Raw genomic sequence first — 23,621 nt, 5'->3', positions numbered from 1 at the left:
TTGAGAAATCAAGAGGTTTTTTATGCGCTTCGGTTAAGAATAAAAATTAAACGGTAAAGTCTAAATAATATGCTTTTAAGGTATTTGTTTGTTTTTGAGCGGGTTAAATTTATAAATTAGAAGTAACTAATCAATACACAGCGGCCACTGTTTTATGAAAAGTGATGGCGTCCCCTGAAAAGCCAAAAAATAAATAGAGTAGGGAATTAAAAAACAAAATTATGGGATTTTACGGTAAAGAACCAGTTACTCAAAGCGAGTGCAAAGTAGTGTATGTATGGACTGGATTAGGAACTCCTGGTTTCTTCAGTGTTTATGTTCAAGGAGAAGCTCAAAATTATTCTTACGGATTTGATTTGGTAAGAGATCCACATTTCGTTGGAGGATTAAAAGTTGATGTTATGGGATGGACAGGACCTTTAGGTGAAGGAACAACTCCTTATAAAGTTCACGGAACTTTCCAAGGTGCTTTTCAAGAGGAAATTATTATTTCAGCATCTAATGGGAATTTCACAGTAAAAGTAGAAGAAATTCCTCACGATGAAGTAGAGAATTATATTAAATCTAAATCTTTAGAAGAAGCAAGCTATTAAAATACTTAAGTTTTAATCATTTGTTGTTAACAGATTATTACTGTTCTTAGAAAAACCACTTGATGTTTCAGGTGGTTTTGTTTTTTTATTAACAATAAGATCATAAATACTTAATTATTAGGATCTCTTTAGTTTAAATGTCCAAGCTATTTTTATGAAACTTTCATTAAACTAAAAAAATGAGTAGACTACAAAACTGGTTTTTTCATCAAATACACGGAAAAAAATTAATATATAATGCTTGTTGGGAAGATCCACGATGCGATCGAAAATTATTACAATTAAATAAAAATAGTAAGCTTGTTATGATCACAAGCGCTGGTGATAATTTACTAGATTATCTTTTAGATGAACCTACGGAAATTCATTCTGTAGACATGAATTTTAGGCAAAACGCACTTTTAGAGTTAAAAAGAACTATGTTTCAATATGGAGATTATGAAGCATTGTTTCAGTTTTTTGGAGAAGGAAATTTTAAAGAGGCTAAAAGTTACTACAGAAAATATTTGAGGGAAAACTTACCAGATTATGCAAAAGAATATTGGGATGAACACATTCACTATTTTCAAGGGAAAGGAAAGAGAAATTCATTTTATTATCGTGGAGCTTCAGGAGCTTTAGCTTATTTGTGCAGAAAGTATTTGTATACGAGCAAGAAGATAAGACAGAATTTAGAAAACTTCATGACTTCAAATACCTTAAAGCAACAAGAGAGTTATTACACAATTTTAGAAGAAAAGATATTTAATCCTTTTATCTCTTTGTTATTGAATAATCATTTAACCATGTATTTAGCTGGAGTTCCTAGAGCTCAGCAGGCATTAATACAAGAAAGTTATTCTGGAGGAAATGTTGCTTATATCAAAGAATCGTTCAGAAATGTTTTTACACAACTAGATATTGGAGATAATTATTTTTATCAAGTGTATTTAAAAGGATTTTATACCCAAGAATGCTGTCCTGAATATTTGAAACAAGATAATTTTTTAAAATTAAAAGATCAGCAAAACAATGCATACAGTTACACAACTACACTAAGTGGTTTTTTAAAAGAAAATCCAGCTGAGTATTCTCATTATGTACTTTTAGATCATCAAGACTGGCTTGCAGCTAATAATGTGCCAGCATTAGAAGAAGAATGGAGTTTGATTTTAAAAAATAGTAAACCAGGAACTAGAATATTAATGAGATCAGCGGCCAAAGAGATTGACTTTTTCCCAGATTTTGTTAAGGATAGAGTTGATTTCGATAAAGAACTCTCAGATCAGTTACATAAAGAAGATAGAGTAGGGACTTATGCAAGTGTATATTTAGGAATAGTAAAGTAATATGGATATGAATGTAGAAAATTCAATCAAACAGAATCAATTAATTCAGAATTATTATCAATTTCAATCTATAATTTACGATGTTACTAGATGGTCATTTCTTTTTGGAAGAAAATTAATTATAGATAAGATTGCTGAGGTTTGTACTCCTAAAACTATTTTAGAAATTGGTTGTGGTACAGGATATAATTTGAAAAACTTAAGTAAGAAATTTCCTGAAAGTAAAATTATAGGAATGGATGTTTCTAGAGATATGCTTAGTATCGCAGAGAAAAAAGCAAATAAATATTCGAATATTGAATTAATTGAAAGTCCTTATGGAGATTCAACTATTTTAAATAATATCCAACCAGATGTTATTTTATTCTCATATATGTTAACTATGGTAAATCCAGAGTTTTCGTTTATGATTTCACAAGCTTACAAAGATTTAAAACCTGGAGGTTATGTAGCAGTTGTAGATTTTTATAACTCTAAACACGAATGGTTTCGTAATCATATGGGAAACCATCATGTACGAATGGAAGGTCATTTAACCCCTGTTTTAGAGTCTAAGTTTGAAACAGTGCAAAATGAAATTCATCGTGCATATTTTAATACTTGGCAATACTTTACATTTTTAGGGAAGAAATAAAAAAAGAGTTAGTTTAAAATACTAACTCTTTTACTTTTTTAGAAATAGCTTGTTTAATATCGGTCGGATAAGAACGGTCGCCATGAAAAATATCAGCCATGGCATCGCTAAATCTTTGTCCGTATTTTTTCAATAGTACATTACGAATTGTTTTTTGTTCATAAAACCATTTCGCTAACCATAATCCAGTTTGAATTTCAGGAATTAATCTTTCGTTCAGTTTTTCTAAGTATAATTCACTAGCTTTTTCAACGTTCGAATTACTTTCTATAATGGCATTAGCAACCAAAACTCCGCTGTAAATAGCGTTAGAAATTCCTTCCGCAGTAATTGGATCGGCAAAACCAGCTGCATCACCAATTAAAAACACATTGTTTTTTACAAAACCATCTGTTCTTGGAGCGATTGGAATTTGAAAACCATGCTGAGATTCGCTAAGTATATTTGTAATGCCTAACGTTTCTAAATATTCTTGATAGTATTTTTTTAAGTTGATTCTAGCTTTTTTAGTAGAAGCTACACCAATTGATAAGTGATTTTTCTTAGGGAAACTCCAAGCATAGCCATAAGGAATAGCATCGATATCAAAACGTACACTATCTTTTAATTGGTTAAAATCTTCTTCAGAAACTTCTACTTCATATTCTAAAGCAGGAATTAATTTACGAGTTTCTTCATTCCATCCCGCCATTTTTGCTGTCGGACTTAAAGCTCCATCTGCAGCAATAATAAATTGAGCAGAAATTTGTTGCTTATCAGTGGTAACTATTGTTTTTTCATCTTGAAAATCTAACCCAATTAGTTTGTTGTCTTCAAGTAAAGTAACTCCTAATTTTTTAGCTTCTTCAACAATTAAATTGTCGAAAGAATCACGCATAATCATAGTAATCGTTGGATCTTTACGTACAGTTTTAAAATGAAGTTTTTTACCTAATAAAATATCAACTGTATTAAATTCTCTTTCAACCACGCTAGAAATATCAAAAGGTAAATCCTTTCTACCTCTATACACAAAACCACCACCACAAGTTTTGTAACGTGGTAATTTTTCCTTTTCTATAATTACTGTTGAAATTCCTTTTTTAGCTAAATGAAAAGCAGTTGAAGCTCCCGAAGGCCCACTTCCTATTACTGCAACTTCAAAATGTTTCATAAAGAGTAAATAGTTTAGTAGACTGCTAATATAAACTATTCAAAATTTATTCGAGACATGATCGGGAAATGATCTGAATATTTTGGGGTGTAGGTTTTAAAATTATTGATGTTTGTAGATTCATCAGTTAAAATGAAATCAATACGCATAGGGAAGAAGTAATTAAACGACTTTCCAAAACCATTTCCAGCTATTTCAAAAGCATCTTTTTTGTCCTTACATAATTGTCTGTAAACCCAAGAAAACGCAGTGTTGTTAAAATCACCACAGATAACTTTTTTACGATTCCATTGTTTTTCGTGAGCTAGAAAGACTTCAACTTGTGAAGCTTGTTTTATGAAACCATTTTTTAAACGTCCAATTAGTTTCTCAGAGCTAGACTCACCAAAATTTTCTTTTTTAGGATTTAAACGTAAAGACTGTAAGTGTAAATTATAGACTCTAATAGTATCTTTATTTTTTATAACATCAATGTAAATTGCATTATTAGCACTGTTTTTAAAATCCAAAGAACCTTTGTTAATAATTTTATATTTGGAGAAAATAGCTAGTCCAAAATTGTTTTTCTTCGACTTTGGAACATAATATGAATATGGAAATTTTAAATTTCTTTTTTTAGAATGATGATATTCTTGAATAGCTAAAATATCAGGATCTTTTTCTTTAATAAACTCTGTGATTTTCTCGCTAATTCCGTCTTCTTTTATCCAGTTGTAAAGATTAAACATTCTTACATTATAACTCATTACTTTTACATCAGTATTCCTTGCTGTATTTTTTGAAGAAAATTTAATAAAAGGAGGAAGGAATAACCAGCCAAGCAGTAATATTAATCCTGATAAAATAAAATGTTTCCTTAATTTAAAAACCCAGTATACAAAGAATATGGCATTAGCTATGATTAAAAAAGGAACAGCTAAACTTGCCACAGAAAAAACAGGAACTGTTTTTGGTGAGACAAAGGCCAAAAAGTAAGATAAAAGTAGTGCTGTAGCAACAATGGAGTTTATGAAGTACAGTAATTTATCTAAAAACGAATATTTCTTTTTCTTTGGCAACGTATTTATTTTTTTCCTTGTTCAAATAAAAAATCTTTTTCTTCTTGAGTTAGAGAATCATAGCCAGAGTCTCCTATCTTCTCTAAGATGATATCAATCTTCTTCTGCTGATCAGATTTACTTCTGTAAGGACCTCTAGGAGTTAAATTATTTGATTTATGTACTGTTTTAAGGTTAGTTTTTTTCTTTTTAGAAGTTCGCTTAAATGAAGGGAAAATATCGAGTTCTTTGTTGCCTGCGTATTTAACATAAAGAAATCCAAATAAGGCACCACCTAAATGAGAAAAGTGGCCGCCACCGTTTCCGCCAGATAAACTAATTAAATCCATAAGAATAAAAAATAAAGCTAAATGCCAAACTTTTATGTATATGTTAATTAGAGGAATTCGTAATTCATAATTTGGAATATGGGTTGCTGTACCAATAATTATTGCAGAAATACCAGCAGAAGCACCAACTATTGGAGGTTTTGCACCACTGAAAATTGGAAAATAATTCATGGCAATTAAAAAAGCCATACCACCAAAAACGGTTCCTAATAAATAAAAGTTTAGTAACTGTTTGTCAGTGAAGTATTCAATAAATAATCTGCCAAATATATATAGCCAAATACAATTAAATAATATGTGCAAGAATCCTGCATGTAAAAAACCATAAGAAACTAATGACCATGGTCTAGTTATAAATTTATCTAAATCAGACGGTAAGGCAAACCATTCTGTTAAAAAACTAGTTCGTGTTCCGTATAGGCCAGAAAAAGAAATGGTTAACAAGCCTATTATAAACACAGCTATATTTATATAGATTAATTTTTCTAGCATTCCAGCACTAAGGAATCGTTGTTTTAAATTATTAATAGTTTCCATTAGTAATTTCTAAATTGATTTTTCTTCCAATACCAAGCAATAATAAATCCAATAATTGCACCACCAACATGAGCAAAGTGAGCAACATTTCCAATCGAGTATTTTGTCAATCCAAAGAATAAATCACTAACTATAATAAGAGGTACAAAATATTTAGCCGCTATTGGTACAGGGAAGAATATCATAGCAAGTTTAGCATTAGGAAAAGCCAAAGCAAAGGCTACTAAAACTCCATAAACAGCTCCAGAAGCTCCAACAGCTGGGGTGTGATAAAGTGAGTAAAATTTACTCATTTGGAGATTACTAAGTGTTACTATGTTTTCATTATAACTTCCAGAAATTAAAATATTTTTAATTTCATTTTCTGATAAACCTAGATTTAATAATTGTTGAAATGTATCATTAAACTGATAATAATTCACTAAAGTATAAATTAAACCAGCACCTATACCAGCTGAAAAATAGAAGAATAGGAACTTGTTTTTTCCCCACATTTGTTCTAAAGGAGTTCCAAAAGCCCATAAACCATACATGTTGAATAAAATATGAGCTACACTTCCATGCATGAACATATGTGTTGCATATTGCCAAAAACCAAAATGATCATTTTGAGGAAAATGCAAGGCAAGAATATTTGTTAAGTCTAAATTTAGCAGTTGAGGTGCAAAAAATAGAATAGCATTTATTATAATTAGGTGTTTAATAGCAGGTGTTAATTGTTGCATAACTAATTACTAAAAATATTATCGATTTCTTGTAAAGTTAAGGTTTTAAATGTTGGTTTCCCAAGGGGAGAAACACTAGGTTCTTTACAAGAAAATAAATTATTTACTAAAGTTTCTTGTTCTTTTACAGATAAAATAGTTCCAGTTTTTATAGCTAAAGATTTAGCAAATGATTTAGCCATAACATCATAATGGCTAAAGCTAGCATCTGGAACTTCTAATTTTAAATCGTCTAAAAGTTGTTCTAAAATTAAACTAATTTGACTTTCTGATATTGATGTAGGAATTCCACCAATAACTACACTTTCTTTTGTAAATTCATTAAATACAAATCCAGCACTTTCTAAATCAGACTTTATACTAAAAATCATTTCAATGTCTGACGAAGAAAATGAAATATTTATTGGAAATAATAACTGTTGACTATTAGCATCTTTAATGGTAATATTCGTTAAAAATTCTTCGTATAAAACGCGTTGATGAGCTAAGGATTGATGAATTAAAACAACTCCAGATTTTATAGTGCTTAAAATATATTTCTTTTGAATTTGAAATGTTTTACCCGTTTCTGTTTCTTTTTCACTTTCAAACAGTTTCTCTTGTTGAGTACTTTCGTATGTGTTTACATATAAAGATTCCCAGCTTCCTGCATCTTTTTTATAATCAGTTTTAAAAGATGATGTTTTTTGAGCAGGAGACGATGATGGTATCGCTTCTCTTTTTTGAGTTACTGGTGCAGGAGAACTAATTTGTTCATTTTTAAACGGATTAAAATCAGGATCAACAATTATTTTAGGTGTTGAAACAGCTGGTTTGTCTTTAAACGTATATGGTGTGTCTAAAGTAGCATCTCTATTAAAGTCTAAAACAGGAGCAACGCTGTATTGTCCTAAACTATGTTTAACAGTTGCTCTTAAAATGGCATATAAAGCTTTTTCATTATCAAATTTCACCTCAGTTTTAGTTGGGTGAATGTTGATATCTATCGTGTTCGGTGGAACATCAAAATAGATGAAATAAGTTGGATGATATCCATTTTCCAATAAACCGTCAAAAGCGCTATTTACAGCATGGTTTAAATAAGAACTTTTTATAAAACGATCGTTAACAAAAAAGAATTGTTCGCCTCTCTTTTTCTTTGCATATGAAGGTTTTGCAACAAAACCTCTTATTTTCATGATGTCTGTTTGCTCGTCTAAAGGAACTAATTTTTCATTCATTTTGTTACCAAAAATAGCAACAATACGTTTTCTTAAATTACTTTCTTTAAGATGATAAACTTCATTTCCATTATGGTGTAATTGAAAAGCAATATCAGGATGCGCCATTGCAACACGTTGAAATTCGTCAATTATGTGTCGAGTTTCAACAGTATCTGATTTTAAAAAGTTTCTTCGTGCAGGAATATTATAAAACAAGTTTTTAACGGCCAAACTTGTTCCTTTAGCTGTAGAAACTACGTCTTGAGATATTACAGAACTTCCTTCAATTTTAATAGCCGTTCCAACTTCTTCGTTGTGCTGTCTTGTTTTTAATTCAACATGAGCAATCGCTGCTATAGAAGCCAAAGCTTCTCCTCTAAAACCTTTTGTGTTTAGATTAAATAAATCTTTAGCATCTTTAATTTTAGAAGTAGCATGTCTTTCAAAACACAAACGAGCATCTGTAGTGCTCATTCCTTTTCCGTTGTCGATTACTTGAACTAAAGTTTTACCAGCATCTTTTAAAAGTAGCGTAATGCTAGTCGCACCAGCATCAATTGCATTTTCTAGTAGTTCTTTTACAACTGAGGCTGGCCGCTGAACAACTTCACCTGCTGCAATTTGATTTGCAACATGATCGGGAAGTAACTGAATAATATCTGACATTAATTATTTGCTAAAAAATATAGATAGATCAAAATCTATCACGTATAAAAATATAAAAGTTAAAATCGAAGCAATAATAACGATAGTTTTATTTATTCCACCGTTTTCTGAAGTTTTAAATTCATTGATTGCAGCTTTAAATTTTTCTTTTAAGTTTTTCTTTTTCCCTACTGTGGTTCTGTATTCATCAAACTTGTGTTTGAATTCATAAGGATTTCCTTCTCCTTTGTAATAACGAGGTTTGTACTCAAAAACATTATGAGTCTTTCCTTTAAATTTACTCCATCCTAACATAATAATTGATTTTAAAATTTAAGGTATCAATTCAAAAACCACACCAAAAAACATATGAATTCAAAATTACGAATAAAAGATAAGCTATCAAATCGTATGTTTGTGAAATTAAAATAGCCAAGTGTATAACTCGGCTATTTTAACATATTTTTTAAAAGTTTCTTTTAGAAACCTACAGTATTCTTTTTGATACCGATGTTCTTTAATGCAGCCATTTTTACTGCAGCTACAGCACATTCAATTCCTTTGTTTCCTAGTTTTCCACCAGAACGATCGATAGATTGTTGTCTCGTATTGTCTGTTAATACACAAAATATTACAGGTACGTCATAAGCTATATTAAGATCAACAATACCCTGAGTCACACCTTCACAAACAAAGTCGAAATGTTTTGTTTCTCCTTGAATTACATTTCCAATAGCAATAATGGCGTCAAGTTTTTCAGTTTCGATCATTTTCTTACAGCCATAAACCAATTCAAAACTACCAGGAACGTCCCAAGAAACAATATTCTTTTCTTCAGCTCCGCAATCAATTAAAGTATCGATAGCTCCTTTATGTAAACTCTTTGTAATTTCAGGATTCCATTCTGAAACAACAATCCCAAATCGAAAGTCTTTCGCATTTGGGATTGTATTTTTATCGTAATATGATAAGTCTGTTGTAGCCATATGTTATTTAGCGTATTTGGCACTGTTTAAATACTTATCAATATCTCTACCTATTTGAGTAGTAGCATATTTTTCTTTGATAGCTGTAAAATGATTTAAAGCTTTATCGTACTCACCTAATTTCATTGCTGTTTGACCAGCTTTAAATAAAAACATAGGAGTTGTAAATTCATTACTTTTCTTAGTAGCAGCTTTTTCATAATATTCTAAAGCTTCTTTAGTTTGATTAATATCAGCGAAAGCGTCACCGATAGCACCTAAAGCAGTTGGTCCTAATAATTCATCATCTGAATCAAAGTCACTTAAGTAAGAAATTGCATTCTTATAATCTTTTTGTCTTAAATATGTAATACCAGCATAATAGTTTGCTAAGTTTCCAGCTTTAGTTCCTCCAAAAGATTTTGCGATATCTAAGAAACCATATTTTCCATCAGCACCACCTTTTAATCCTAAAGTATATAAGCTATCAGCTTTTTCACCTGCAGCTTTTTCAGCTTGATCAAAGAAAGATCTAGGATAAGCTAATTCGTTAGCAGCATTTACTTCGTTAGGTTCAGAAACAAATTTATTGTAAGCTAAATACACTAAGATCAATGCAGCGACACCTACTAATCCAATGAATAATGGCTTGCTGTTTTTTTCAATCCACTGCTCTGATTTATTAGCAACTTCATCAAGGCCGTCAAAGGTTTTTGCGACGTCACTTTGTGACTCATCAAATGTTTCTTCGATAACTTCTTCTACAACCTTTTCTTTCTTAGGTTTATATCCTCTCTTTTTATATGTTGCCATAACTTTTATGAAATTAGTGGCGCAAAAATAGTTTTTTTAATTGGATTTTAAAAGACGATTTTTCGTTATTTTGCATTTCCTGTCTGAAAACGAATAGTGTAGTGTATTTACAGAAACTGTCTTTAGTTAATTTTAAAAATATTGAAGCCCAAACATTTAATTTTGAGAAAAAGATTAATTGTTTTGTGGGAAATAATGGAGTGGGAAAGACAAATATTCTCGATGCAATCTATTATTTATCTTTTGCTAAAAGTTATTTTAACCCAATTGCTGGCCAGAATATTCGACATAATGAAGATTTTTTCATGGTTGAAGGAGATTATTTGGTGAAAGAACGTTCCGAAAAAATTATTTGTTCTTTAAAAAGGGGTCAAAAGAAGGTATTGAAGCGAAATGGTAAAGTTTATGATCGTTTTTCAGATCATATAGGTCAATTTCCTTTAGTTATAATTTCTCCAGCAGATAGAGATTTAATTATAGAAGGAAGTGAAACACGACGTAAATTTATTGATGGAGTTATTTCTCAACAAGACAAAAAATATTTATCTTCTTTGATAGCTTATAATAAAATTTTGAATCAGAGAAATGCCCTACTGAAATTTTTTGCAGCTAATCGAACTTTTGATGCATTGAATTTAAAAGTGTATAACGAGCAATTAATTCAGTTTGGAGAAGAAATTCACGAAAAGAGGAAAGAATTTTTAGAAAAGTTTACTCCAATTTTCAACGAGAAATATAAAGTGATATCTAATGATAATGAACAAGTAAACTTATCTTATAAAAGTCAGTTGAATACAACATCTTTTAGCGATTTATTGGATTTGCAATTAGAGAAAGATAAAATTTTACAGTATACTTCAGCAGGAGTTCATAAGGATGATTTAACTTTTGGAATTGGTTCGTATCCAATAAAAAAGTTTGGTTCTCAAGGACAACAAAAATCATACTTAATCGCTTTGAAATTAGCTCAGTTTGAGTTTATTAAAAAACAATCGGAATTAACGCCAATATTGTTGTTAGATGATATTTTTGATAAACTTGATGAAAATAGAGTTTCACAAATAGTGAATCTAGTGAATGACGATGAATTCGGACAGATTTTTATCACAGACACGCATTCTGAAAGAACAGAGAATGTAGTAAAGCAGAGTAATAAACCATATCAGATATTTAATCTTTAAGCTATGGCAAAAAGACAAAACAATAGTATTTCGATAAAAGACCTAATGGGAGCTTTTATCAAAGAAAATAAGTTAGAAAAAGGTTTTCAAAAAATAAAAATTGAAGAAGCTTGGGAAAAGCTAATGGGGCCAGGTGTACAATCTTATACGAATGAAGTTAAACTTCAAAATGGCACTTTAATTGTTAGATTAAATTCTTCTGTATTACGAGAAGAATTGAGTTATGGTAAAGAGAAAATTATCAATATGCTTAATCACGAAATGGGAGAAGCTGTTGTTAGGAAATTAATGCTAGTTTAAAAACTTAATTTTAGATAAAACAAAAAACTCGTTATTTAAAGCGAGTTTTTTGTTTTATATTTTGAATGTTCTTAGAACATCTCTCTACCAGCAAAGTGGAAGTTGCTTTCGATTTCAGCATTTTCATCAGAATCAGAACCGTGAACAGCGTTTTCTCCAATAGAAGTAGCATAAAGTTTTCTGATTGTTCCTTCAGCAGCTTCAGCTGGGTTAGTAGCACCAATTAAAGTTCTAAAATCCTCAACTGCATTATCTTTTTCTAAAACAGCAGCAATGATAGGACCACGAGTCATAAATTCAACTAACTCTCCGAAAAAAGGACGCTCATTGTGTACTGCATAAAAAGTTTCAGCATCACGCTTAGTCATTTGCGTTTTCTTTAATGCTACAATTCTAAATCCAGCCGCATTAATTTTTTCTAATATAGCTCCAGTATGTCCGTTTTCAACAGCATCTGGTTTAATCATTGTAAAAGTTCTATTTGTTGCCATTTTATTTTTTGTCTATTTTAATTTCGCGCAAAAATACGCTTTTTAATGTTACGAACAAGTTAAGGATAAATTTGTGAGAGTTCATGTAAAACTGCATTACCGTTACCACGCATCTGAAAGATTACTTTTTTACTTTCAAAGTTAAACTTTAAAACACCAAAACTTTCTCTAAAAATTACGTCTCCAACACGATTACTGTTTAACTCACTTTTAAAACCTTTGTAAGCATGAGTTAATCCGCTGGAAGTAAAATCGATTAAAGGGTAAGGTAAGTTTTTAATACTAATTTTAGAAAATTCAGAAATGTGTCTGTCTCCAGATAATAAAATTGTGTTTTTAGCTTTTGAGGCTTTGATTAACTCAAACAAGCGTTTTCTTTCATGAGGGAAATTTTCCCACTTTTCAAATCGATGTTCGCTAGAAATTACTTGAATACTACTCATTATAATATTGAAGTCTGCTTTTGAATCATGTAATTCGTTTGTTAGCCAATTCCATTGTTTTTTACCGAGAATAGTTCCTTCATTGAATTTACTAGAAATATATTTTTTTTGTGGACTATTCTTATCCTTTGTCAAAGGGCTCCTGTGGTAACGTGTATCTAAAATGATAATTTTTACAGATCCTTTTTTAGTTTTAAACACTTCAGAATGATATACACCTTCACGTTTTCTTCTTGAGTCTGATCTACTCACTTGTAAGAAGTCCAAAAATAATTGTTGACTTTCTCTTTTCATTTGATATTCTTCACCTGCATCATTTTTTCCATAGTCATGATCGTCCCAAGTTCCTAAAATATTAACTTTTTCTGTAAGTTCTTTGTATCCTTTCTGGTTCCATTGTGCTTTGTAAAAAGCTTTCATTTCTTGCATATTATCGGTATCTGCATAAATATTATCTCCACCCCAAATCCAAACATTTGGATTTAGAGATACTATATCGTCCCAAAATAAGTTCTCTATTGAAGTTTTATTGCAAGAACCAAAAGCAATGGTGAAATCATTTTGACTATAAATGAATGAATTCAAACAAATGCAAAGAAGTAGTATGAATGTTTTTTTCATGATTGTTTTTAAATGGTCAACAAATTAACAAATCAGATATTATTAAATTTTTAAAAGAATATTAAATTGTATATTCGCTGTCTATGATTCTAAAGAATTTTAAAGAACTTTCTAAGTACCTTGAAACGTCTAGACGTATCGTAATAATAGGACATAAAAATCCTGATGGAGATGCTATAGGGTCTACCTTAGGATTGAAACATTATTTTGATAAAAAAGGACATCATACTCAGGTATTAATGCCAAATGAATTTCCTGATTTTCTACACTGGATTCCTGGAGTGGAAACTGTATATCGTTTCGATCGTCAAAATAACCAGTGCGTAAAAGCATTAACAAAATCTGATATTATTTTTCTTTTAGATTTTAATGCGCTACATAGAGTTGGTGACGATATGAAAAATACCTTAGTGAAATATGAAAATGATTTTGCTCTGATTGATCATCATCAACAACCAGATGATTTTGAATATATGTATTCAGATACAACAATGTCTTCTACTTGTCAAATGATATACAACTTCATTGAAATGTTTGATGATTTAGACCTTGTTGATGAAAATATTGCTACGGCATTATACACAGGAATCATGACAGATACAGGTTCTTTTCGTTTTCGCTCTACAACAAGTAGAACGCACAGGATTATTGCGGATTTGATAGATAAAGGAGCAAAGAACGATAGAATTCATAGTAATATTTATGATGCTAATTCGCATAGTAGATTAATGCTTTTAGGAAGAGCATTAAGTAACTTGAAAGTATTACCTGAATATAAAACCGCTTACATCACATTAACTCAAAAAGATAAGGACGAGTTTAATTATGAAAAAGGAGATACAGAAGGCGTAGTAAATTATGCTTTATCTCTTAAAGGAATTGTATTTGCTGTGATCTTTATTGAAGATGTAGAGCAGCGAATTGTAAAAATTTCTTTTAGATCTAAAGGGAGTTTTTCGGTAAATAAATTTGCAAGAAATCATTTCAATGGAGGTGGACACGATAATGCTGCTGGAGGACGATCTGATGTGAACATTGAAGAGACAATCAAGAAGTTTACCTCACTATTACCAGAATATAAAAATGACTTATTTAGTTCTTATGAATAGTAAGTGTATTTTCATATTAGCATTAGTAGTTTTAGTGGGAGCTTGTAATTCGCCAGAAGCTAGAAGACCTGTAAAGCATACGACTTCTAATTTTTACAAAGAAGTAATAGAAGAAAACATAAAACTAAATCAGTTAGAAAAGAAACAAATAGAAAATAGTTTAGCAAAAGATACTCTGAATAATTATTTGAGTTCTCCGAGTGGTTTTTGGTATACTTACAATAAAAAAGATTCATTAAGTACTATAACTCCAAAAAAAGGAGATGTGGTAACTATACAATATTCTATTACCGATTTTTACAATTCTCCAATTTATGAAGAACAAAAAATAGAATACAAAGTAGATAAAGAAGATTTTATTCCTGCATTACAAGAAGGAATAAAGTTGATGAAAAAAGGAGAAACTATTACATTTGTCATTCCTTCTTATCGAGCATACGGAGTTACTGGTGATGGAAACAAGATAAGAATGAATCAAACATTAAAAAGCAAACTAACATTAATCGACATTAAAAAAGTAAATAATGAAATTAACTAAGGTTATGGCTATTGCAGCCATGGGAATGACTATTGTTTCATGTAACAATACTCAAGTAAAATCAAAAGCAAACTTAGATACTTATATAGATTCAGTAAGTTATGCAATTGGATTGAACACAGCAATGAGAATGAGCTCTGATGCAGCAGCGAAAGAGTTAGATTTAGATTTATATATACAAGGGTATTCTGAAGGTATAGATTCTACAAATACAACTTTAATTGATAGAAAAGATGCTGAGCAAATTATCAGTAAATATTTTCAGAAGTTAAGAATGGATCAAATGAAGAAGAGGGAAGAAGATATGAAGAAAAAAGCTGAAGCAAGCTTTAAAGAGTACAAAGAAGAAAACGAGAAATTCTTAGCAGAAAATAAAACAAAAGAAGGAGTTATAACTACTGCTAGTGGTTTACAATATAAAGTAATTAAAGAAGGTAGTGGAGATGCTCCTAAAACTACAGATAAAGTTAAAGTACATTATCACGGTGCTTTAATTGATGGAACTATGTTTGATAGTACTATGGATCCACAAAAAGATCCAGCGGAATTTGGAGTTACTCAGGTAATTAAAGGTTGGACTGAAGGTTTACAATTAATGAAACCAGGAGCAAAATATAAATTCTTTATTCCTCAAGAATTAGCTTATGGTTATCAACAAAGAGGTCCGGTTTTAAAGCCTTTTTCAACTTTAGTTTTTGATGTAGAATTATTAGAAGTAATGCCTTCTACGCCTCCTTCACAATTAGGAGACGGACATAGTAAAGGAGATGGTCACGGTCACTAAATAAATTTATTACAAAAAGACATTGATCATATTTATCAATGTCTTTTTGATTTTAATTCAAACATATGAAATCAATAAAATTTTTAATAGCATTAACAGTACTTGTTTTTTCGTCATGTAAAACCGTAAAATACCCTGAATTAAAGGATGGTTTATATGCAGATATTCAGACAAATAAAGGTGATATTTTGATAGAGTTACATTCTGAGATAGTTCCTATGACAGTAGCGAACTTTGTTTCCTTAGCAGAAGGAAACAATCCTAAAGTAACAGATTCTTTAAAAGGTAAACCTTTTTATGATGGAATTAAATTTCACAGAGTTATTAAAGATTTTATGATTCAAGGAGGAGATCCTACAGGTACTGGTAGAGGAAGTGCAGGATACCGTTTTGATGATGAATTCCCTTTAAATGAAAAAGGAGAATTAATTTATAAACATAACAGTCCAGGTATTTTATCTATGGCCAACTCTGGACCGGCAACAAATTCTGCTCAGTTTTTTATAACGCACAAAGAAACGCCATGGTTAGATGGTAAACATTCTATTTTTGGTAAAGTGACATATGGACAAAATATTGTTGATACTATTGTTCAAAACGATTTCATTAACAAAGTAGAAATAATTAGAGTAGGTAAAAAAGCTAAAGACTTTAATGCTCCTGAAATTTTCCTTACTGAGTTATCTAATTCAGAAGAAAGAAAAAAAGAAAGAGAACGAAAAATTAAAATAGCAAAAGAAAATCTTAAAAAAGAGTTAGACTATTACAGTGCTATTACTACCAAATCTGGACTTAAAGTTGTTAAAATAAAAGAAACTTTAGGTAAGAAAGTAAATCCAGATTTACCAACAACTGTTCATTATGTTTTATTGGATGATTTAGGTAACAAAATAGCTTCAAGTATAGATCAAAATCAACCTTTTACATTTACTATTAATGATCCTAATTATCCTTTAATTGCTGGCTGGAAAGAAGGTGCGGCTATGCTTAAAGAAGGAGAAAAAGCGCGTCTTTTCATTCCAAGTTATTTAGGTTACGGAGAAGTTGGTCGTTTGCCGGTAATCAAACCGAATACAGATCTTATTTTTGAAATTGAAGTTTTAAAAGTTGGAAAATAGTTTGCTCGATACGCTTATAGCAAAAGATAAAGCCCTATTAATTTATCTAAACAATTTAGGAAATGAACAATGGGACAATCTTTGGTTATGGATTACACATCAGTTCAATTGGATTCCTTTATTTGTTGTAATATTGGGATTAATAACATGGAAGTTTGGAGTAAAAAAAACACTTTTTACACTATTGTTTATCGCAATCTTTGTAGCTTTTTCTGATCAGTTTACAAACTTAATCAAAAACCTGACAGGAAGAACGAGGCCTTGTAATGCAATTGATATGCAGGAATATTTAAGACAATTTTCATACAAACCTCGAGGAAAGAGTTTCTGGTCGGGTCACGCTTCGTTATCAACTACATTTACAACTTTTATTATCTTGTTATTGCGTAATAAAATAAAATACATTTACGTGTTAATTTTATTTCCTTTAGTATTTGGATATAGTAGATTGTATCTTGGAGTTCATTATCCAATAGACGTTTCAGCAGGGTATATTTCGGGTATTATTTTAGGAACTTTATTTTACAAATTATATAAAGTTATATTTCTTAAGGTTTTTAAAGAGTCGTTGTAAAGAAAGATTTATTCTATAAACGAACACTTTTCCATTGTACTTAAACGAACTGGCCAAATTTTAGGGTTAGGTGTTCCAACTATTTGAATATGAGTTGGTGTAGCGTCTAGTAGAGGTAGTTCGAAAGTAATTTGATTGTCATTAAGATCTGCTTCTATGATTTCTCTAGAGCTTCCTAATTTTAAAATTACAGATAAAGCTAAAGTTCCATCAAATTTATTTAACAATTGTTTGTCATAGGATACAGTCACACTGTTTTTAGCTTCTGCTTTAAGTATAGGGTTTTTAATTTCGAATTTTAGATTACCAACTTTTTTGTATCCGTTTGTATTGTGTTCAATAAATAATCGACTTCTATTTTTTTTAGTGATTGAATCTGTTGCATATCCAGTTCTGCTAAATGTTACTATCGAGAACTCTTCCAATTCAAAATTCTTGTTGTATTCGTATAGATCATACTGGTTTTTTCTACTGTTCCAAGTGTTAATTTGAATAGGTCTTTTACCAGAATAAAACCAATACAAAGAAGTGTTTTGATATGAATTCAAAAAAAGAGGTGTAATATCTCCAAGCTCATTTTCTATTTTTTCTACCCATTTTTTATTTCCATGCATTTCAAATTGTTTAGGTAAAATACCATCGTTGGCCATACATATTCTAATACCAAATGTCACAATTAAGGTAGCTAAAGCTAGTTTTTTAAATAATTTTAAATCTTTTACATGATTTATTAAATAATAAAAAGGAATCACCACTAGTGGAATAGACATAGGAACTATCCATTGTGCTTGGACTTGGTTTTTAAAAGAAGAAATAAAGAAAAACACAGCAAAACCAACAGCTAAAAAGCGTAAGGCTGTTTCAAATTTATCTTTGATATGTAATCTTTTGTATAATGCTTTATAAATAATAGGGAAGGTGAATCCTATAATAACCATCAGATTTAAAAAATGATAGGCAGTAAAATAGAAATGATACCTTCTTGAACTTCTTTCATAAAGATGGTATTTTATAGAGGGAAAGTCGTTACTAAATTGCCAATAAAGATGAGGGAAAAATAAAATGATAGTAACCAATGTAGTAAACCAAATTTTCCAATCTTTTAAAACCTTTAAATTAGATAGTAAAACAAACAAAATAATTAGTACAGCATGATATTTACTGTATAGCATGCCAGCCATAGCAACAGCGAGTATAAGGTAACTTAGAAAGTTTTTTTGGTCTAAATATTTTTGATATCCTAATAAAAACAATGAATAAAAGAACATTAATGGAGTATCTGGAACAGTAATAAATCCATATACATTAAATAATGATGTACTTAATACTAATAAAATGTAAAGCCATACATATTTTTGTTTATTTGGGTGTTTAATTAAAAGCCAAACCCAAAAGAATGTAATTGATAATGTAATTGATGAAAAAAAACGAACACTTAATTCCCCTGATGAAAAGAAAAACTTAGAGATTGAAATCCAAACTGCAACCATTGGAGGATGATCGAAATATCCCCAATCCATATAGTTACTATAAACCCAATAGTAAGCTTCATCAGCTATTAGTTCAGTTGTATACCCTTGAATTATATTTATTACAGAAAGTAAAACAAGAAATATTAATAAGCTGTATTTCGAAGTCAAGATTTTTTTCATCGCAGCAAAACTAAAAAATAACTGGTCCATTTGGGGGAATCACTGAAATTATTTTAGTGTAAATACCTAAAATTGGGTAGTTGTTTTGAATATAGTTTTCATATTTTTACCAAAACTATCAATACTATATCATATGAAGAAAATTTTATTGTCACTTTTTGTTTGTACTTCAATTAGCTCATTTTCACAAGAGTTAGAAACAATATTATTAGCAAGAGAAGATGCAGCAAAAATAACAGATGCGTATTTACAACCAGCATTTAAAGGTTTTATTTACAGTATGAATAATGGATGGTATCATACAGCTAAAGTACATAAGAAGTTTGGTTTTGATATAACTATAGGGGCTAGTGCTTCTTTAGTTCCTGAAAAAGAAGAGATCTTTGATTTATCAACTATTGGTTTATCAAATTCAACAAGATTTGATCGTAATCTTACACCAACGGTAGCAGGAGATTCTGATACACCTGCAACAATTACATATGAATCTACTGTAGCTGGTCAAAACGTTTCAGCTAGTTTTCAAATGCCAAACGGTATTAAAGAAGATCTACCTTTAAATTCAGTGCCAGCTCCATCTATACAAGTAGGAGTAGGTTTGCCATTTAAATTAGATGCTATGGTCAGATATACACCTAAAGTTGGTTCAGATGACGTAAAAGGAAGCATTTTTGGTTTTGGTTTAAAGAAAGAAATCACAGATTGGTTTGGTATTGTAGGAAAAACACCTTTGCATATTTCTATTTTAGCAGCTTACTCTAATATGAATGTAGATTATGTTATTGGTGATGTTAATGAACAAGAAATTTCAACTCGTAATGCGTTAACAGAATTTAAATTAAATGCGTACACATTTCAAGCAATAGCCTCTTTAAATTTACCAATCATTAATTTTTACGGAGGTTTAGGTTTCAATTCAGGAAATACAACTTTAAATATGTTAGGAGATTATACATTACGATATAACACAGGAAATCCTGTATTACCTACAGTTGAAGAAACAATCACAGATCCTTTTTCTTTAAGTGAAAGTGCAAGCAGTTTTAATGCTACAATAGGAACTAGAATTAGTCTAGGTTTTTTCAAAATATTTGGAAGTTATACCTTACAAGAATACGGATCTATAAATGCAGGAATTGCTTTTAGTTTTAGATAAAAACAAACAAAAACATATGTCAAAAAGCCTAGAAAATTTCTAGGCTTTTTATTTTTCATTAATTTGACTACTTTAGCGGACATTAACATAATTTAACATAGTTTAATATAAAAATCAATTATGAAGATTAAAATAATCCTTGGGCTAATGCTTTTATCTTTTATTAGTTATGCACAAAAAAGTCCAGATCAATCAATTACTTTAGATAGTAAAATAGTCAATATTAATTTACATCAAATTACAGGTATTCCAGTAGTAACAACTAAAGGAGGAGTGTATGGAATAAATGGTGAGACTGGTGAAAAAATCTGGGAATTTAAAGAAACAGGTTTTATAAAAAGTTTAAACCAATTAGGTCAAGATGGAGGTACTTCTTTCAGTGAAGTTCCTTTTTCTCCATACGGTAAGTTTAATCAAACAGTTTTCAATATAAAATCTGGAAATAAAATTCTTAATGATAAAGATAATGGGTTTGAAGGTGTAGTTGATTCAAAATACATAACAGGTAAAAAAGGAATTTTATTTTTTGGAAGAGTAGCAAAAACTGAAGCTAAGCTATTTTTAATAAGTATTGAAAATGATAAATTACTTTGGGAGTCAAAAATAAAGTCAAATAAAAGAATTCAAAGTAAACTTACAGGTTTAGGAGGTATTTCTAACTTTATACAAAATGAAAATAGAATCGCATTTACAACAGGAAAAACAGTATTCCTAGTAGATAAAGAAAGTGGGAAAATTATCTTAACAGAGAAATATGATGCTGGTAAGTTGTTCTTTTCTGAAGATAACAAAGCTTTAATTGCTGTAGAAAATAAAAGTAGTTCACTAATCGGGGGCGCTTTAAAAGCTGGATTTACAATGGGGCTTTCATTACTTAAGAAAAAAGTAATAGGTAAAGAAGTATTAGCTTTTGACATCAATACAGGGGAAGAGTTTTGGAGAAAACCTATCAAATTAAGCGAAGGTTTTATTGATTATCAATTTGTTGATGGTAAATTATTTTTAATGCATAAAGATGGAGCTAGTTTATATGATCCTACTTCTGGAAAGGAAGTATGGAAAAAAGAGTTCAAAAGAAATAAAGTGAAATATGCTGAGAAAACTCCTGAAGGATACATGGTTTTTTATAAAAATAAAAAACACTTAGTAGATAATGTTGGAAAGAAAATTTGGAAAAGACCTGAAAGAGTTGTTAAGAATGCTGATTTTGAAGTAGATGATGATGAAGATTATACTTCTTTTGAATATGAGAGTGGTGTGGTATTTATGACACCAACTCGAATCGAGTATTTTAAGAAAGGAGAGCAAAGGAGAGATTATAGAGTTAAAATAAAAGAAGATGATAAATTAAGTTATGATGAGAAAAATAATAATATCATCTTAATTAGAAGAAAAGAGATTCTAGTTATCAATCCAGATAAAGGATTAGGCTTAGATGAAGTTAAAAAAATTGACTTTCATGATCATAAACTTATCACAACAATAGAAGTAAGAGAAGGAGGTTATTTTATATATGGAAGTTGGGAGTATGTAATTACAGATTTTAAAGGTAGTACAATAAAACAAGAACGTTTCAAGCAGCCAGGTGAAGGACTTCGTCATTTAAAAAATGTTGGATCTGCTTTTTTAGCTGTTGGAGGTATGGTTAATGCTGTATCTGGAGTAACAAATGCAACTAGTGGAGCTGCTTTCACAAGTGGAGGAGCATTAGTTGGTAGTAGAAACCTTATGGATGATGGAAAAAGAAAAATGAGAACCGGAGCAAATCAATATCAAACTGGACGAGCAATGGTAGGTGCTGCAAACCTTTTATGGGATGGAGAACGTTATAATGCATTTAAAGCTACTAAAAACAGTGCTTTTTTCTACACAAAGAAAAATGATAAAAAAGTATTGTTACAAATTAATAAAGACACAGGAGATATTGTAGAAAGTTTTGAATTTGGTGTGAATGAACCAAAATATAAATTAGATGAACTATCAAAGAAAATATATTTCAGAAATGGGAGTGATTTAAAAATTTTCACATTTAATTAAAATACGTTAAAACCATCGAAATTCGATGGTTTTTTTATAAAACGAGCTTATTTTTTTCTTAAAAAAGAATTATTTTTGCTCAACTTAGATTATTAATTTTCAATAAAAAATATATAAAATGAAAGTAACAGTTGTTGGAGCAGGTGCTGTAGGTGCAAGTTGTGCTGAGTACATCGCGATTAAAAACTTCGCTTCTGAAGTTGTATTAGTAGATATTAAAGAAGGTTTTGCAGAAGGTAAAGCAATGGATTTAATGCAAACAGCTTCTTTAAACGGATTTGATACTAAAATCGTAGGAACTACAGGAGATTACAGCAAAACTGCAGGTTCAGACATCTGTGTTATTACTTCTGGTATCGCTCGTAAGCCAGGAATGTCTCGTGATGAGTTATTAGGAATTAACGCTGGTATCGTAAAATCAGTTTCTTCTAGTTTAATTGAGCATTCTCCAAATACAATTATCATCGTAGTATCTAATCCAATGGATACAATGACATATTTAGTTCATAAAACCACTGGATTACCAAAGAATAGAATTATCGGTATGGGAGGAGCTTTAGATTCTGCTCGTTTCAAGTACAGATTAGCGGAAGCTTTAGAAGCACCAATTTCTGATGTAGACGGAATGGTAATTGGAGGTCACTCTGATAAAGGTATGGTTCCATTAACTCGTTTAGCTACTCGTAATTCTGTTCCAGTTTCTGAATTCTTATCAGAAGAAAGATTAGAGCAAGTAAAGCAAGATACTAAAGTTGGTGGAGCTACATTAACAGGTTTATTAGGAACTTCTGCTTGGTATGCTCCAGGTGCTGCTGTATCAGGTTTAGTTCAAGCAATTGCTTGTGACCAAAAGAAAATCTACCCATGTTCGGCTTTATTAGATGGTGAGTACGGTTTATCTGATTTATGTATCGGAGTTCCTGTAGTATTAGGTAGAAATGGTATCGAAAGTATTGTAGAAATCAATTTAAGTGATGCTGAAAAAGAACACTTGGCTGCTTCTGCTGATGCTGTAAAAACAAATAACGCAAACTTAGAATTATAATAAATTTTAAGCGAACTATATTAAAAAGCAATCTCATTAGAGATTGCTTTTTTGTTTTATCTTAGTCATAAAATTTTCGAAAGTGAGTGTAATTTATAGAAAAGTAAAATCAGAAGACAATCCTTTTTTAGCAAAAGTGATTCGTAATACAATTGAAGAGTTCGATGCACCAAGAACAGGAACTGTATACTCAGATGAATCTACAGATCATTTATTTGAATTATTCGATATTCCTAAAGCAATTTTATGGGTAGCAGAACAAAATGGGGAAGCTGTAGGTTGCTGTGGTATATATCCTACAGATGGTTTAGATGAAGGAGTTTGTGAGTTAGTGAAATTTTATATTTCTAATTCAGTTAGAGGAAAAGGTATTGGAAAAGAATTAATGCTAAAAAGTATCGATTCCGCTAGAACGTTAGGATACACAAATATTTATTTAGAAAGTTTACCACATTTTTCTAAAGCAATAGCGATGTATGAAGAATCTGGATTTAAAACGCTAGATGTACAATTAGGAAATTCAGGCCACTCAAGTTGTAATGTTTGGATGTTAAAAGAATTGAAATCATAACAACAAATGTGAAAGAAAT

Annotated in this window: 24 protein-coding genes and 1 pseudogene; 14 read left to right on the top strand and 11 right to left on the bottom strand. The window is 30.4% G+C overall.

All coding sequences use genetic code 11. From position 1 onward, the window contains the following. Positions 1–221: 221 nt before the first annotated feature. From AQ1685_RS15555 to AQ1685_RS15545, 3 genes are all read left to right on the top strand, one after another. Complete coding sequence (locus AQ1685_RS15555) at positions 222–593, top strand: hypothetical protein (protein ID WP_095073684.1); 372 nt, start codon at positions 222–224, stop codon at positions 591–593. 179 nt (positions 594–772) lie between these two features. Further along, positions 773–1,921, top strand: coding sequence for a DUF3419 family protein (locus AQ1685_RS15550; RefSeq protein WP_095073682.1), 1,149 nt, complete (start codon positions 773–775; stop codon positions 1,919–1,921). A gap of 7 nt (positions 1,922–1,928) precedes the next feature. Beyond that, entirely contained in the window at positions 1,929–2,555 is a 627-nt protein-coding gene (locus AQ1685_RS15545; RefSeq protein WP_197697484.1) for a class I SAM-dependent methyltransferase, read from the top strand. Positions 2,556–2,568: 13 nt separating this feature from the next. On the opposite strand, the gene AQ1685_RS15540 is transcribed toward AQ1685_RS15545, so the two are convergent. The 8 genes from AQ1685_RS15540 to AQ1685_RS15505 form a co-directional block, all read right to left on the bottom strand. Continuing rightward, complete coding sequence (locus AQ1685_RS15540) at positions 2,569–3,708, bottom strand: geranylgeranyl reductase family protein (protein WP_095073679.1); 1,140 nt, start codon at positions 3,706–3,708, stop codon at positions 2,569–2,571. 35 nt (positions 3,709–3,743) lie between these two features. Next, positions 3,744–4,766 carry an endonuclease/exonuclease/phosphatase family protein gene (locus AQ1685_RS15535; protein WP_095073678.1) on the bottom strand — a complete coding sequence of 341 codons (1,023 nt, stop codon included), beginning with the start codon at positions 4,764–4,766 and terminating at the stop codon, positions 3,744–3,746. Positions 4,767–4,771: 5 nt separating this feature from the next. Further along, positions 4,772–5,632: a rhomboid family intramembrane serine protease gene (locus AQ1685_RS15530; protein ID WP_095073677.1), complete on the bottom strand. Its 861-nt coding sequence runs from the start codon at positions 5,630–5,632 to the stop codon at positions 4,772–4,774. Beyond that, positions 5,632–6,357 (bottom strand): rhomboid family intramembrane serine protease, encoded by a 726-nt coding sequence (locus AQ1685_RS15525; protein WP_095073675.1) that lies wholly within the window; start codon positions 6,355–6,357, stop codon positions 5,632–5,634. The genes AQ1685_RS15530 and AQ1685_RS15525 overlap by 1 nt, the downstream gene beginning before the upstream one ends. A gap of 2 nt (positions 6,358–6,359) precedes the next feature. After that, positions 6,360–8,225, bottom strand: a complete 1,866-nt coding sequence (gene mutL / locus AQ1685_RS15520; RefSeq protein WP_095073674.1) for a DNA mismatch repair endonuclease MutL — start codon at positions 8,223–8,225, stop codon at positions 6,360–6,362. 3 nt (positions 8,226–8,228) lie between these two features. Next, positions 8,229–8,519, bottom strand: a complete 291-nt coding sequence (locus tag AQ1685_RS15515; RefSeq protein ID WP_095073673.1) for a riboflavin synthase subunit beta — start codon at positions 8,517–8,519, stop codon at positions 8,229–8,231. 164 nt (positions 8,520–8,683) lie between these two features. Continuing rightward, complete coding sequence (gene ribH, locus AQ1685_RS15510) at positions 8,684–9,190, bottom strand: 6,7-dimethyl-8-ribityllumazine synthase (protein ID WP_095073671.1); 507 nt, start codon at positions 9,188–9,190, stop codon at positions 8,684–8,686. Positions 9,191–9,193: 3 nt separating this feature from the next. Continuing rightward, entirely contained in the window at positions 9,194–9,982 is a 789-nt protein-coding gene (locus AQ1685_RS15505; RefSeq protein WP_095073669.1) for a tetratricopeptide repeat protein, read from the bottom strand. A 101-nt stretch (positions 9,983–10,083) separates the two neighbouring features. Here AQ1685_RS15505 and recF point away from each other — a divergent pair, with 101 nt between their 5' ends. After that, positions 10,084–11,163 (top strand): DNA replication/repair protein RecF, encoded by a 1,080-nt coding sequence (gene recF / locus AQ1685_RS15500; protein ID WP_095073667.1) that lies wholly within the window; start codon positions 10,084–10,086, stop codon positions 11,161–11,163. Positions 11,164–11,166: 3 nt separating this feature from the next. Continuing rightward, positions 11,167–11,463, top strand: a complete 297-nt coding sequence (locus AQ1685_RS15495; RefSeq protein WP_095073664.1) for a DUF721 domain-containing protein — start codon at positions 11,167–11,169, stop codon at positions 11,461–11,463. A 71-nt stretch (positions 11,464–11,534) separates the two neighbouring features. Here AQ1685_RS15495 and AQ1685_RS15490 read toward each other — a convergent pair whose 3' ends face one another. Both AQ1685_RS15490 and AQ1685_RS15485 read right to left on the bottom strand, forming a co-directional pair. Next, positions 11,535–11,954: a nucleoside-diphosphate kinase gene (locus AQ1685_RS15490; RefSeq protein ID WP_095073662.1), complete on the bottom strand. Its 420-nt coding sequence runs from the start codon at positions 11,952–11,954 to the stop codon at positions 11,535–11,537. A gap of 59 nt (positions 11,955–12,013) precedes the next feature. Next, positions 12,014–13,018 carry an alkaline phosphatase D family protein gene (locus AQ1685_RS15485; RefSeq protein WP_095073660.1) on the bottom strand — a complete coding sequence of 335 codons (1,005 nt, stop codon included), beginning with the start codon at positions 13,016–13,018 and terminating at the stop codon, positions 12,014–12,016. A gap of 83 nt (positions 13,019–13,101) precedes the next feature. Between AQ1685_RS15485 and AQ1685_RS15480 the strand changes: the two genes are divergently transcribed. The 5 genes from AQ1685_RS15480 (at position 13,102) to AQ1685_RS15460 (ending at position 17,141) form a co-directional block, all read left to right on the top strand. After that, entirely contained in the window at positions 13,102–14,127 is a 1,026-nt protein-coding gene (locus AQ1685_RS15480) for a DHH family phosphoesterase (RefSeq protein WP_095073658.1), read from the top strand. Then, positions 14,120–14,665 carry a gliding motility-associated peptidyl-prolyl isomerase GldI gene (gene gldI, locus AQ1685_RS15475; RefSeq protein ID WP_157730250.1) on the top strand — a complete coding sequence of 182 codons (546 nt, stop codon included), beginning with the start codon at positions 14,120–14,122 and terminating at the stop codon, positions 14,663–14,665. Before AQ1685_RS15480 ends, gldI begins: the two co-directional genes overlap by 8 nt. After that, the gene (locus AQ1685_RS15470; protein WP_095073654.1) at positions 14,652–15,449 is read left to right on the top strand and encodes an FKBP-type peptidyl-prolyl cis-trans isomerase; all 798 of its coding nucleotides are present in this window, start codon (positions 14,652–14,654) and stop codon (positions 15,447–15,449) included. The genes gldI and AQ1685_RS15470 overlap by 14 nt, the downstream gene beginning before the upstream one ends. Before the next feature lie 65 nt (positions 15,450–15,514). Further along, positions 15,515–16,567, top strand: a complete 1,053-nt coding sequence (locus tag AQ1685_RS15465) for a peptidylprolyl isomerase (protein WP_095073652.1) — start codon at positions 15,515–15,517, stop codon at positions 16,565–16,567. Beyond that, positions 16,557–17,141: a phosphatase PAP2 family protein gene (locus AQ1685_RS15460; protein ID WP_231970207.1), complete on the top strand. Its 585-nt coding sequence runs from the start codon at positions 16,557–16,559 to the stop codon at positions 17,139–17,141. Before AQ1685_RS15465 ends, AQ1685_RS15460 begins: the two co-directional genes overlap by 11 nt. Positions 17,142–17,149: 8 nt before the next feature. Here AQ1685_RS15460 and AQ1685_RS15455 read toward each other — a convergent pair whose 3' ends face one another. Next, a complete protein-coding gene (locus AQ1685_RS15455) occupies positions 17,150–18,793 on the bottom strand; it encodes an ArnT family glycosyltransferase (protein WP_157730249.1) in 1,644 nt (547 codons plus the stop codon). A 133-nt stretch (positions 18,794–18,926) separates the two neighbouring features. Here AQ1685_RS15455 and AQ1685_RS15450 point away from each other — a divergent pair, with 133 nt between their 5' ends. The 4 genes and pseudogenes from AQ1685_RS15450 to AQ1685_RS15435 all read left to right on the top strand — a co-directional run bounded on the left by AQ1685_RS15450 (position 18,927) and on the right by AQ1685_RS15435 (position 23,602). Further along, complete coding sequence (locus tag AQ1685_RS15450; RefSeq protein ID WP_095073648.1) at positions 18,927–19,949, top strand: DUF6588 family protein; 1,023 nt, start codon at positions 18,927–18,929, stop codon at positions 19,947–19,949. A gap of 120 nt (positions 19,950–20,069) precedes the next feature. Continuing rightward, a pseudogene (locus AQ1685_RS20650) lies at positions 20,070–21,080 on the top strand (outer membrane protein assembly factor BamB family protein); the annotation flags it as partial. A 1,024-nt stretch (positions 21,081–22,104) separates the two neighbouring features. Then, the gene (gene mdh / locus AQ1685_RS15440; protein WP_095073642.1) at positions 22,105–23,031 is read left to right on the top strand and encodes a malate dehydrogenase; all 927 of its coding nucleotides are present in this window, start codon (positions 22,105–22,107) and stop codon (positions 23,029–23,031) included. A gap of 82 nt (positions 23,032–23,113) precedes the next feature. Further along, positions 23,114–23,602 carry a GNAT family N-acetyltransferase gene (locus AQ1685_RS15435; RefSeq protein WP_095073640.1) on the top strand — a complete coding sequence of 163 codons (489 nt, stop codon included), beginning with the start codon at positions 23,114–23,116 and terminating at the stop codon, positions 23,600–23,602. The last annotated feature ends 19 nt before the right edge of the window (positions 23,603–23,621 follow it).

Origin of the sequence: Tenacibaculum jejuense (assembly GCF_900198195.1) — a bacterium.
In the GTDB taxonomy this organism is placed as follows: domain Bacteria; phylum Bacteroidota; class Bacteroidia; order Flavobacteriales; family Flavobacteriaceae; genus Polaribacter; species Polaribacter jejuensis.
Note: the sequence above shows the minus strand (reverse complement) of the source record. Positions and strands in the feature narration are given on the sequence as shown.